Source organism: Paenibacillus sp. IHB B 3415 (assembly GCF_000802655.2).
In the GTDB taxonomy this organism is placed as follows: Bacteria; Bacillota; Bacilli; order Paenibacillales; family Paenibacillaceae; genus Paenibacillus_AQ; species Paenibacillus_AQ phytohabitans.
The window spans coordinates 92,614-104,143 of sequence record NZ_JUEI01000073.1 but is presented as its reverse complement, the minus strand read 5'-3'; the positions used below and the strand labels follow the sequence as shown (position 1 = coordinate 104,143).

The 11,530-nt window shown below is 45.5% G+C and carries 11 protein-coding genes and 1 pseudogene; 11 read left to right on the top strand and 1 reads right to left on the bottom strand.

Annotated features, from left to right (window positions below; genetic code table 11):
* The 8 genes and pseudogenes from QW71_RS40650 to QW71_RS27815 all read left to right on the top strand — a co-directional run.
* Positions 1 to 657: pseudogene (locus QW71_RS40650) on the top strand (hypothetical protein); the annotation flags it as partial.
* Positions 644 to 1,147 carry a hypothetical protein gene (locus QW71_RS38315; protein ID WP_052770329.1) on the top strand — a complete coding sequence of 168 codons (504 nt, stop codon included), beginning with the start codon at positions 644 to 646 and terminating at the stop codon, positions 1,145 to 1,147. The pseudogene QW71_RS40650 and the gene QW71_RS38315, both read left to right, overlap by 14 nt.
* A 570-nt stretch (positions 1,148 to 1,717) precedes the next feature.
* Positions 1,718 to 1,945, top strand: a complete 228-nt coding sequence (locus QW71_RS40110; protein ID WP_152679872.1) for a hypothetical protein — start codon at positions 1,718 to 1,720, stop codon at positions 1,943 to 1,945.
* Positions 1,946 to 2,069: 124 nt separating this feature from the next.
* Positions 2,070 to 2,441 carry a hypothetical protein gene (locus QW71_RS40105; RefSeq protein ID WP_152679871.1) on the top strand — a complete coding sequence of 124 codons (372 nt, stop codon included), beginning with the start codon at positions 2,070 to 2,072 and terminating at the stop codon, positions 2,439 to 2,441.
* Positions 2,442 to 2,478: 37 nt separating this feature from the next.
* Complete coding sequence (locus QW71_RS27825) at positions 2,479 to 2,988, top strand: hypothetical protein (RefSeq protein ID WP_039307023.1); 510 nt, start codon at positions 2,479 to 2,481, stop codon at positions 2,986 to 2,988.
* A gap of 51 nt (positions 2,989 to 3,039) precedes the next feature.
* Positions 3,040 to 3,492 (top strand): hypothetical protein, encoded by a 453-nt coding sequence (locus QW71_RS41555; protein WP_039307020.1) that lies wholly within the window; start codon positions 3,040 to 3,042, stop codon positions 3,490 to 3,492.
* A complete protein-coding gene (locus QW71_RS41550; protein WP_306766074.1) occupies positions 3,446 to 3,682 on the top strand; it encodes an EndoU domain-containing protein in 237 nt (78 codons plus the stop codon). The genes QW71_RS41555 and QW71_RS41550 overlap by 47 nt, the downstream gene beginning before the upstream one ends.
* Before the next feature lie 25 nt (positions 3,683 to 3,707).
* Positions 3,708 to 4,121, top strand: a complete 414-nt coding sequence (locus tag QW71_RS27815; RefSeq protein ID WP_039307017.1) for a hypothetical protein — start codon at positions 3,708 to 3,710, stop codon at positions 4,119 to 4,121.
* 150 nt (positions 4,122 to 4,271) lie between these two features.
* On the opposite strand, the gene QW71_RS27810 is transcribed toward QW71_RS27815, so the two are convergent.
* The gene (locus QW71_RS27810) at positions 4,272 to 9,389 is read right to left on the bottom strand and encodes a bacterial Ig-like domain-containing protein (protein ID WP_039307015.1); all 5,118 of its coding nucleotides are present in this window, start codon (positions 9,387 to 9,389) and stop codon (positions 4,272 to 4,274) included.
* Positions 9,390 to 9,629: 240 nt separating this feature from the next.
* Between QW71_RS27810 and QW71_RS27805 the strand changes: the two genes are divergently transcribed.
* The 3 genes from QW71_RS27805 to QW71_RS27795 are packed head-to-tail and all read left to right on the top strand — an operon-like array spanning position 9,630 to position 11,437.
* Complete coding sequence (locus tag QW71_RS27805; protein ID WP_039307013.1) at positions 9,630 to 10,106, top strand: DinB family protein; 477 nt, start codon at positions 9,630 to 9,632, stop codon at positions 10,104 to 10,106.
* Positions 10,107 to 10,853: a hypothetical protein gene (locus QW71_RS27800; RefSeq protein ID WP_039307011.1), complete on the top strand. Its 747-nt coding sequence runs from the start codon at positions 10,107 to 10,109 to the stop codon at positions 10,851 to 10,853.
* Between the two features lie 44 nt (positions 10,854 to 10,897).
* On the top strand, positions 10,898 to 11,437 hold the full coding sequence (locus QW71_RS27795; RefSeq protein ID WP_039307007.1) for a GNAT family N-acetyltransferase: 540 nt from the start codon (positions 10,898 to 10,900) through the stop codon (positions 11,435 to 11,437).
* Positions 11,438 to 11,530: the final 93 nt, after the last annotated feature.

Genomic DNA, 11,530 nt, shown 5'->3' with positions numbered 1-11,530 from the left:
ATAAAGAGAAGCCTTCCGCTGCACCCCGGTGCGGGTGAAATATCTGCGTCCAGGGTGAAAAAGGTAAATGTTCCGTTATCTGAGGGGAAGGGTAAATCTAGTAGTGCAGATTCTAACATAGGTGTAGTAAGTGAGGGTTCGGGTGGTCAAAATTTACTATCCAGTATAGGGAAAGTAGACAAAGCACCTTCAACAGTTAAATATTTGGAAGATGGTATTAGAAATGAGCCGTTTGAGCATGGTCTGTTTTTCGATAATGACGGCAATGTGATTGGTAGATTAATCTCTGATGGGGAACAAGCAAAAATTGACCTTTCTTCTTATAAAGATATAGCAAAGGATACAACATTTACTCATAATCATCCTAGTAGTAGTAGGTTTAGTATTGCTGACCTAGAAACAGTGGTATATTTTGATATGGCAGAAATAAGAGCTGTGACTCCACATGGGGTAACGTTCAGTATTAAGAGAGGAACTCTTGGATGGGCGATACATCCACTGGATGTTGAGAAAGTTTTTAAACAAACACAAAGAGAGCTTTCCAGTGATCCTATGGTTCAAGCATTATTTAAAGAAGGTAACACAGAGGCAGTATGGGATAGGTTATATAGTAAAATGGCAGAGAAGATGGGAGGGGATTTTAATGTTTTTAAATAATGATGAAAGAATTAACTCGAAATTTCTTTATAGAAAACCTGTAGTTATTGGAATTTTGGACGATAGTGATAATGATCCCAATGATATGAGTTGGATGTTTGATAACTCATGGGAATTGTTAAAGTTGAAATTTTCAGAAAGTTCATTACAGGAGTTAGTTATAGGGTTAGTGGAAATATTCAGGAGGGGAAAACCGAACTATTCATCACTTGGTGAAATGTTTGGAAACGATTCAAATGTGGAGGAAGATGTCGAGAAAATAGTATACAAAATAACTACTATTGAAAGAAATTCAAATGATATTATGAAAGTTGAGATGCATCTTGATCCTATAACTCGAAATATTAACGAAATGTATTTGTATGTTCGGGAAGGGTCAGATCTATTAACGCTTAATGAAATGCTTGTCGAGAAATACGAGGGTTTATCTATAGATTTTAATGACAAGTTTATTATTATAGATAGAGATTATAGGATCATCATTTTATGAAAATATAAGCGTGAAGCGGCTCTCATCTTGCAAACAAGCTGGGAGCTGTTTTGCGTTTATGTAAAAAGCAATATCAGCACGTGAAACGGGTTGCTCCGGCCAATTCTGAACTGCCGTTAATTACACCTTTGGAAGCGAGCACTTCAACAGCGGACTATGCCCAATGGAAATGGGGAATATCCTGAAATGTCTTGTGATTATAGACAGCTGCATATGGGCCGCAGAGGATATATAGTCTGGCAACATAATCGTGGCTAGTGATGAACTGACCTCAAGCTGTAAGGCTGAAGCTCGTGAGATCTTAGATTAATTGACGAAGACATGATTATAATTCGTCAGAAGTAACATATGGATTAAAATGTGAAGTAGTGAAAAATATGAAGCAGGGAAGGATCTAAGCGGCTATTTCAAGCAGTTGGCTGTCAAAGCCTGCGATTATGATTCGTCGATCACGGCGGAAAGTGTACCGCTAATACATAACGAAGAGTATCTGCTGCGGATGGCGATGGAGAAGAGTGCCCTGGAGCCTATGCAAGAAGCCAGCTGGAGGAGATCAGGATCGTTGAGGCTGTGAGGCAGGTCCAGGAGCAGATCGAATCTGCAAGACGGCTGAACGGTCCGCCGCTGGAACTGCCGGATGGTACTCCGATTACCGCTAGCAGCAAAGAAAATGAGACGACGCTGGCTTTTTATGTGGACAAGGTCTATGTGGAATGCAGGTCACCAAAATCGGCAAAGCCGGGAAAGTGTTCAGCGGGGTGGAAGACGTCGTCAGCCAGGCGGCGAAGGATGCTTTGAATGGGATCAAGCAGAAGCTCCCGGAGCTGGGTCCGGTATTGCAGACGCCGGAGGGGTTGGCCTTAAAGCAGGGGAAATACCCGATGGACCTTCACTGCCGAGGACGCCGGTGCAGCAGCAGTATATGGATGCGATGGATGAAGTGGGTGGCGGTGCGAATGGGATTGGCAGCGGGTTTAAACGAACTATACCTAGTAAACTCCCAGATGCGAATGCTTTACCCAAAGGAAACCCGGCTAAAATCGAGAAAAATGCAAGTCCAGAAAAAATCAGGGCATTAGAAAGGGAAAACGAGGCTGCAAAAAAATTAGCGGAATATGGGTATGATATTGAACAGAATCCAAAGGTAGGACCAAATGATGGTATAGGTTTGGATAAGAAACCTGATTTTAGTATAGGGGGTACAATATTTGATTGTTATTCTCCAAGTCCTGCGAAAAGTGTGAGGGGGGTTTGGAGTGAAATTAGAAATAAAATAAGAATGGTTCGATCTTAACTATTATTCCCTGAATCGTAGTGAGGAGGATTAATAAGTGGCAGTAGAATATAGTTTATATATTAAAGGAAGAAAAATTACTTTGAAAGAGGTAAAAGATTTATTCTCTCAAGAAGGTATTGAGATTATTTCCACTAGTGATAATCAAGAAATAAATTATCAATTAACTAATTTTAAACCGGAAATTGGAATTCAAATTACTGTAAGAGAAAAGGGAGAGTATCCCGCTGAACATCCAGCGAATGCTATAGATACATTCTTTTTCAAAGATGAGTTCATTTACGACTATAGGATTACTTTTAGGCATGATAAATTTTATGAAGATACTTTATCTCAGAACAGGATAATGTATGTAATGGTTTTTAAAATAGTTGAGTACTTGGATTGCATTGCTATACTCTTCGGTCCTGGAGGTGAAGATATCTGCTATTTTAGTAAAAAGGGAGCGTATATTATAAAAGGAAACGTTGATTGGTTCGAAAATGAATGCAAAGAAGATGTATTGTTGAGTGGAAAAATAATGTATTTTGATGGAGAACCAATGTAGATCCGTTGATTACCAATTTCAATAATAAGAGAGAAACGAGAAGTAAATATTATGCTGGGTTCGGTAGCTTCCCTCCTTGTACCGGGAATGCAGGTCACCAAAATCGGCAAAGCCAGGAAAGTGTTCAGCGGGGTGGAAGACGTCGTCAGCCAGGCGGCGAAGGATACCCTGAAAGGAATCAGGTCGAAGCTCCCGGAGCTGGGTCCGGTCTTACAGACACCGGAAGGGCTGGCCTTTAAGGCAGGGGAGATACCCGATGGACCTTCACTGCCGAAGATGCCGGTGCAGCAGCAGTTTATGGATGCGATGGAGGAAATGGGTGGCGGTGCGGGTAGGATTGAGGGGCCGGGGAACGGTGGTAGTGTCGTTATTCCCAAAACAGTAATTAGTCCGGAAATGGAAACAAAGATACTAGAAGGACAACGAAGGATTCCGAAAAATGATTTAATAGGAGGACATTCGCATAGCATTAACAATTACCTTATTTCCAGAATCCTGGAGTGATGAACAAATTATAAGGGACATTACTAATGTTGGTAATACTCCTGCTATTTCTACAAGATTAAGGGATGGAGCAACTTGGCATAGGGCTACTATAAATGGTGTGGTAATTGACGTGATCAAAGTTGGTGGAGATGTAACAAGCGGTTATCCAACAGGCACGATAAACGCGCCTCGCCCGTCAGGTTTTTAATTTTAAAATAAGTGGAGGCATCAAAATGTACAAAGAACTAGATAACCTTTTAGCTACTGATACAACAGTAGATTCTTGGTACGATGATGGTTGTGTCATTGCAAGCGAGATGCTTACAGAGTTTAACCCAAGTGATTGGGACGAACTATCTAATCAAGTGCTTAGTAAACCAATAGATTGGCAGAAGAAATTAGCATATTGTTTGGATAATGAGTGCAATGTACTTGAACTTAATATTCTACTATCCTTGCTCGATACTAATGATGAGGAGTTATTCGAGATATGCGTTGACACGCTAAGAAGTTTTACAGATCAAGAAAGTAAAAAACTGATATTAGACAATCCTAAAATACTTCAACGTGTAAATGACTTATTATATACTGCTAACTTACCAGTGAAGAAAATTCTCCAAGATTTCCTTTCGAAAATCCTGTTGTGATTTTGTGTATTTGGGATGTTAATTACATTATAGACCTTATTTCCCGTACCATTTGTACGCTCATAAATGCTTTAATCTTATAACCAAATAAAGTGGGTTCAGGCATAAAAGAACCCCAAAACCACTTCACTATGGTTTTGGGGTTCTCTTTTATTTGCGCATAAGAATTCGGTAAATTAGCACCGCCGCTTCGGCACGCGTGGAATATGCAGTGGGCTTGAGCTGCTGCCGGCCGTCTCCCTTAATGAGACCAGCTGCTGCCAGTGCTGCAATATCATCGGCCACATCAATGGTGATTAGGTGGCGATCTGTAAAGCCGTCTAAACCGGAGGCAGGTATCGTACCCGGATTCCAAACTTCTGTAGCCTTTAGGGCTCTAGCCGCCATTACAAACATCTCTTGCCGGGAGAGCGGCTCATTCGGATGCGTAGAAGATGCCCCCGCGAAGCCGCCCCCTTCTGCTGCGTTAAGTTCCAAACCCCGAACTAGTAGAAGTGCGAAATCCGCACGTGAAATGGACTGATCCGGCCGGAATTCAGTTTCAGATATACCGTTAATTACACCTTTGGAAGTGAGTACTTCCACTGCGGACTTTGCCCAATGCCAATGGGGGATATCCTGGAATGTCTTGTGATTATAGACCGCTGCATAGTGGCCGGACGAAAGAGTGGTTGAGAAAATGGCCTGCTGCCTCTCTGCATTATAATCCCCGCTGATTACAGGCAGGATGATTCCCTTGTCATTGACATGCCACACAACAATAAAGGCATTGTCCGCTGCAGGAACAGCTGGTGAATGCGGAAGTCCGATCTGTATGGCTGATTGCAGGCTGTCTGCTTGAAGCTTTATCCCATCCAGGCGAAGCTCATACCCGATTAGCGGGCTGTCTCCTAACTTCCCTTTAAGGTGTCCTTCCGTATCGGCTGTTCTTACTAATAAAGTTACAGTCTTCACGCCGTCGAGCATTGCTGCAGGGAAGAGACTGTCCGGTAACATAATCGTGGCCAGTGACGAGCTGACCTCTATCTGCAGGGCAGAAGCTCCTGTGCGAAATGCTGAAGCAGGGAGGCTTATCTCATATTCCTTGATGTCCTTGGCCTGATCAACAGTAATCGGAATCCGGATTGTTTTATTACCGGTTGAATCAGCTTTGGCCAAAGCAATTATTTTTTGTAAAGAGGAATCCATCAGTAGGGCGCTGGCTTTCCCTGCATCAACCGTTATGGGCAGTTCAATTCTGACGCTGCCGTCCAGCAGGAGTACTGTAGTCGAAGAATCTCCAGCTGCTGATCCGGAACCGCCGCTATTTGGAGCAGCAGCTGGAATTGGTGTAGCTGTGGGACTAGGTGTTGCCGTAGGACCCGGTGTGGCAGAAGGAGCCGGTGTAGCGGAAGGACCTGGACTTGGCTCTGTTTCTGGTTCCGGTTCTGGCTCCGGTTGAGTTCCCGTTCCCGGCTCTTCAAAAGGAATGAACTTCAGGAAGTCACCCCAGATGATATTTCCCTCCGCATCCCTCGTATAAGAGTTCACCGGATTCAAACTAGCAAAGTTAGCATCTGTCAGCTGCTTGCCTGACTTATTGACTGACGCTGTACCATCATACATAAAGTTATTGTCGGCAGCCAAAGCAGCTGGATACTGGTCTTTCCCGATGCTGCTCGTCTGGTAGGATACGAAGCCGTCAATCTTAAAGTCTGCTGTAATTTGGTCATAAGTGGTGAAGCTCATATTTCCGCGCGTATTATTAAATCCGATATTGTTAATAGCAATCACACCCGGATTACTGTTACTGGTGAAACCATATGCGCCATTTCCGAAGGCAATGGAATTGCGGATGGTATGAGGGACGTGGATGCCTTCTCCCCCCAGCTTGAATCCGTTCTTATCACCGGCGCCAACCGTTCCGTCTGTTAAATATCCGTTATTGAAGGCTGCACTATTCTCGATTAATACTGGACCGATCGCGCCTGAGCCTGCCTTGGTGTACAAGTCCCAGCCATCGTCAATATTATTATGTGCCAGGCATCCTCTGAAAATATTTCCAATACCTGAAGTCAATTTCGCGGCAAAGCCATCTGCATTATTGTCTGCCGGATCGCGGTTATCAAAGGAGGTACTGTTCAGAATCAAGTTGTAGGATGGCCATTCGGCGAGTTCTTGTGCCGTTCCGTCCGTCCGGCTGATTTGAAGCCCCGTGTCCCCGTTTGCATAGAAGCGGCTATTCTCAACGATGTTATAATTCCCCCCAACCGTAAAGCCTTTCGTATTTGGCGCCGAGCGGGTGAAATCAATTCCCTTCACATGCCAATAGTTCCCGCTGAGCAGCACGCCTTCTGTTTTTTTGTCAAAATCGATGACGGGTCTTGCCCCTGGTGCCGCCTCCAGGTACTTCTTAGCGGCTGCGGTTCCATCATTGTACCTCTGAATGACAAGCGGTGATTTCCGCACATAAGTGCCGTCTAGCACGATAATATGCTGACCTGGTCTGACATATTCAATGGCGGTGTCGAGATCAAGCGGGAGATCAGCCGTACCATCCCCGGCACTTGTTCCCGCAGGAGATACATAGATATTTTCTCCCTCCCCATAGCTGCTCATGGTTACTGTGAAGTTATGGACGATTTTATCGTAAGAGGTCAAATACTGGGTATCATCTGGTACAAAAGTAATGCTGAAGTTCGTATCCCCCTGATCACCGAGTAGCGCCGGAACCGCAAGTCGCTTATCGGCCTTAGCCTCGATATCCTGGGCGATGACCTTAGAGCCTTGCTTTACCGTTACGGTTCCGTTGACATTAGGACGAACAATCATTTGATATTGTGGTGTAGAGGTCCTGCTTAGAGATAGGATGCTTAAGCTTGGGGCAACCGGAGCTGCCGGTGGTTCAACCTTAGGAGAATCTGTAGCTGCTGACGTCACCGTCAACTGGATATTGCGGATATTAATCGTGGCGAGACGTGCCGCATAGAATCCGACATACATTTTGGAATCTTGTACGTTAAGAATATCCGGCTCAAAAATGATAGCTCCCTGATCATTGTTAAGCTGTCCAGTAAAGCCGCTATTCGTCTTGGAGAGCGTTAGACGATAAGGAGCTGCAGGAGCCGTATTGCCGGGGGCAGGCCGTTCATTCCTCAGCATGATGGTCTGAATGCCTTTACTTCCGGTTCCGTCAGACTTCAAGATGCTGGACCGGACAAACAGCTGGGTGCCGATTGCGCTTTTGGTACCGCCGCTGTAACCACCGACGGCAGCGATATTCGAGGCGAATACGCTGGAATTTCCCGGCGTCCCAATGGCATCCCGTGCCATGATGCCGAATGACTCTTGTCCGTCATATGGAGTTTTGGCAAAAGCCGACACCCTAATATCCGCAGACAGCATGAAATTATCTTCTGACGCATCAAGCTCTGTGTAATAGAAGGTAATGCCATCGTGGTCCTCAGTAACCTTGCCGCCGCCTTCCAGCGCAATCAGCTCTATTGCACCGTCCTCTTGCGGAAGGATTTTGTTATTAGCAGCAGATGTGGATTGGCCGAATTGAATGCTGCGCCAGACGGGTTCAATCTTCTCTTTTACCGTGACAGAATACGTAATCGGTTGTATGGACGTATCCGCAGGGATGATCCCGATTTCATACACTCCGGACTTTTGATTATCAAACCTGGCGCTATCGAGGATGAAATCGCTTAGGACTTCCCGGTCCAAGTTGTCATAGACTTTCGATACGATCAGATGATCGCTGTTAAAGTTATCGCCTATAAAGAAGGTCGTTGCCGGATAGCCTGTTACTTCGATACCGGTTAGCTCTTTAATTTGAACCTTAACATGGAAGGTTGCTGTTAATCCTTTATGGGCAACTATGATTTCTTTATCTCCTGGTACCGAGGTGTTGAGGGGAGAGACGGTATATTCATCTTTGGTCAGGCGGATCTGAGTGTCATCAGAATAATGGGCATAAATTGCTAATCCTTCTAACTGGATGGAATCACCGATGTAATAGACGGTTTGTTTGGGTTCATGTCTAATCTCCAGCTTGGACAAGGCAGCGTCAATGACTTCAACGTGGAAAGCAGCCGCCATGGATGGAGTCTCTGTGGAGGTGATATTGATTTCATACGGACCTGAATCCGTAAACACATGCGGCGATGCTTCAGTAACGGACTGTCCGCCGATGGAGAGCGAATAGAGACTGCTGTTCAGTTCTGTGATCAGGTAATGATCATTATAGTCAGCAACGACCACAAGTCCCTTTGGATCAAACGTATCTCCCGGATAATAGACCGTTTTGGCCGGCTCATATCTTACCGATAATGAGGTCACTGTCAGCGGAATAATCTGCAGCGGGATACTTGCTGAAGCGCCGTTATAATTAATATTGATCGTATTCTCCCCGGCCTTACTGCTATCAAAGCCGGTTACGATATAATCAGCGGAAGACAAAACGGCTTCACTGCTATCAGAAAAGACAGCCTTAACGGCCAGTCCGGTCAGATCAAGGGGTTCACCCACCAGATAGGAGGTTTTGGTCATCCCGCTCGTATCAGCGATTAAGTGGGATACACGTTTGGCCTCGACCTTGATATCTATCCCGCTGAAGGTTACTTCCGCATCTCGGGCCACATAAATCCCGGCAAAGATGGTATCCGTGAACGTATCGTCGAGCGTTACGATTTGAGTTTGCTCACCGATGCTTAGCAGATAGGTATTGCCCGATTTTTTAATGCTGAGATTATAGGTTTCTCCCGCAGCAGGGGCATTGATCCCGCTAAATGCAGGAAGCTTTATTTGTGAGGTTTTTTTATAAAATCCTTTCATTACCTGATCCAACGCACCGACTGCAGCATAATTAGAAATGTTTTTGCTGTCATCTCCATTTGTTCCAACAGTATCCCTAAGCATAAGACCGAAGGATTTCTGATTAGGCGTGCTGACGCTGGATCTGCTGTTAAATAAATTCACTGTAGCTTTGGCTTGGAGCTCAAAGTTCGTGTCAACGGGAAGTTCTTTGTAATAAAAGGAAAGTCCCTCCTCTCCAGAAGCAATCTTTCCGCCGTACGTACTCATTATTACTGTATTTGGATCTTGAACAATAGGTTCGGGGTTCGTAGCTGGTACTGTACCCGGTCCAAAGGCGCTAAATGCCCAAGGTCCCAGATCCACCTGTTCTTCTTGGCGTACTTCCTCTGCAGATAGGGATAGTGGAATAGACGAGAACAGGAGCAGGAAAATTACAAACATAGCTGACAAGCTTTTTGATTTTCTCACAATGATTAAAACCTCTCCTTATTGGAACGATTTGATCAATGTAAAAGTCTGATCTACGAGATTATACGTTACGTGTGAAAAGTACAGCTATAATCAATACTTCACAAACCGCCGGATATAGGGGAAGAGAGCGAGGATATGAGTTAATGACACTTGGTTTACGAGGGGAGGATAACAGGGATATATCGCGAATCATGAATAGTAGGCGTAATGAAATTTACGAGTATTGGAGGCAGCGGCATGTTTAAGCTATTCGAGTATAATTGGCAGGTGCGCAAAGACTGGTTTGACTGGTGCGGTACAGTTGACGGGGGAGAGCTGATGAAATTACGCACTGGAGGCATAGGATACATTCTTCCTACGCTCTATCACATTGTGACCGTCGAGTATGGCTGGATCTGTGGCGGGATACAAGAGAAAGAGATTGAGATTCCTTCATTCGGGGAAGTGGCCAGCTTGCAGCAGGTCAAGGATTTATCCGCGCGGTGCCATGAGGAGCTCGCTCCATTTGTCTATGACTGGAATGATAGTCTGGAAGACCGCGTTATGATTGATATCACGGATGAAGGGGAACGCGAACCCCACAAATACGGGGAAGTTATGCGGCATCTGATTGCCCACGAGATCCATCACGCCGGTCAATTGTCTGTATGGTCACGGGAGATCGGGAAGCCGCCGGTTACGGCTAACTTTATTGGCAGAGGATTGTTTAACTAGATGCTGAAATTGACCCGAAAAATGAAGGTGATAGCTGCGTCAGGTATAATGTTAATAGCGCTGCTGATGATCTCTTGGGGAGTCTATGCCAAGCCGGTGCATGCTGCCTTGGTCAATTACTCTAACATGGTTGAAGTGGCACCGGATGTTTATATAGAGCCGGATATGTCAAAGGAACTGCAGGATCAGCTGCTATATTACGTTGAGCTTGCACAAGAGAAGGTCACGGCTATTTTTGGTGAGCGAACTTCAACTCCGTATTTGATTGTGGCGCTAACTTCCAGGAGTCTGGGGAAATACACTGAAAATCCGACCGGACAAACCTATTACCTGCCCTGGAATAACTATATTGTGGTCGGCCCGGACGGGTTTAATGAAAATGTGATTTCGCATGAATTCACCCACGCTGAATTGAGGGAAAGACTGCGCAACCGCAATGTAGTGCCCGTGTGGTTTGATGAAGGTCTGGCTTCGATGGTAGACGGGAGATTGTCTAATAGCACAGCAGTATGGGAACAGGTAACGGATAAAGGGAAGAAGCCTGTTGATTACGGCCTTTTAGATTCGTATGATGCCTTTAGTTACGGAACTCCGGAAGCCTGGAAGAATTACAATTTGGCTTGTTATGAAGTTACGCGGTGGTTCTCCATTGCAGGAGATGAAGGACTTCTCAAGCTAATCCAGGCGTTGAACCAAGGGGAAGATTTTGCAGAGCAATATGCAAGAATTGAACTTGCTGAGCCATGAAGTTTCCCCGGATTACAACAGTAAGCATAAGGATGTGACCGAGCATGCAGTTTGAAACAAACCGGCTGCTGATCCGGGAATTCATGTCTGAGGATGTCCAGCGGGTGCATGAATATGCCTCCGATCCGGCAGTGGCCAAGTATATGATTTGGGGACCCAATTCACTGGAGGATACCTGGAGCTACATCCGGCTGACCTTGGATATGCAGCAGCAGAAGCCGCGCCAGGAGTTCGAGTACGCAGTCGTTTTGAAGCAGGAGAATGTACTGGTAGGCGGCTGCGGGATACATATCAGCGGAGAAGGGCAGGGAGAAATCGGTTATTGCTATAACCGGTTGTATTGGGGACAGGGTATTGCAAGTGAGGCTGCCGCCGCGCTGCTGGATTGGGGCTTCAATGACCTTGATCTTCACCGGATCTACGCGACCTGCCGCCCGGAGAATATCGGCTCTGCCAGAGTCATGCAACACATAGGAATGGTATACGAAGGACATCTGAGAGAACATATGCGGCATAAGGGGAGGTGGCTGGACTCTTACCAATACTCTATCCTGAAGGACGAGTATATGGCGGCACGCGGCTGAATTGGAACAACAACCCGTTCGCGGAGCGTCCATTCAAGTGCACACGTTGATCTTACGCAAAAAAAAGAAGGCGTCCCAGAAGCCGTTTCATGG

What these genes read in the sequence shown, in the direction of transcription:
- QW71_RS38315 (WP_052770329.1), top strand. Translation starts at nt 644, where the DNA reads ATGTTTTTAAATAATGATGAAAGAATTAACTCGAAATTTCTTTATAGA.
- QW71_RS40105 (WP_152679871.1), top strand. Translation starts at nt 2,070, where the DNA reads ATGGATGCGATGGATGAAGTGGGTGGCGGTGCGAATGGGATTGGCAGC.
- QW71_RS41555 (WP_039307020.1), top strand. Translation starts at nt 3,040, where the DNA reads ATGCTGGGTTCGGTAGCTTCCCTCCTTGTACCGGGAATGCAGGTCACC.
- QW71_RS27815 (WP_039307017.1), top strand. Translation starts at nt 3,708, where the DNA reads ATGTACAAAGAACTAGATAACCTTTTAGCTACTGATACAACAGTAGAT.
- QW71_RS27805 (WP_039307013.1), top strand. Translation starts at nt 9,630, where the DNA reads ATGTTTAAGCTATTCGAGTATAATTGGCAGGTGCGCAAAGACTGGTTT.
- QW71_RS27800 (WP_039307011.1), top strand. Translation starts at nt 10,107, where the DNA reads ATGCTGAAATTGACCCGAAAAATGAAGGTGATAGCTGCGTCAGGTATA.
- QW71_RS27795 (WP_039307007.1), top strand. Translation starts at nt 10,898, where the DNA reads ATGCAGTTTGAAACAAACCGGCTGCTGATCCGGGAATTCATGTCTGAG.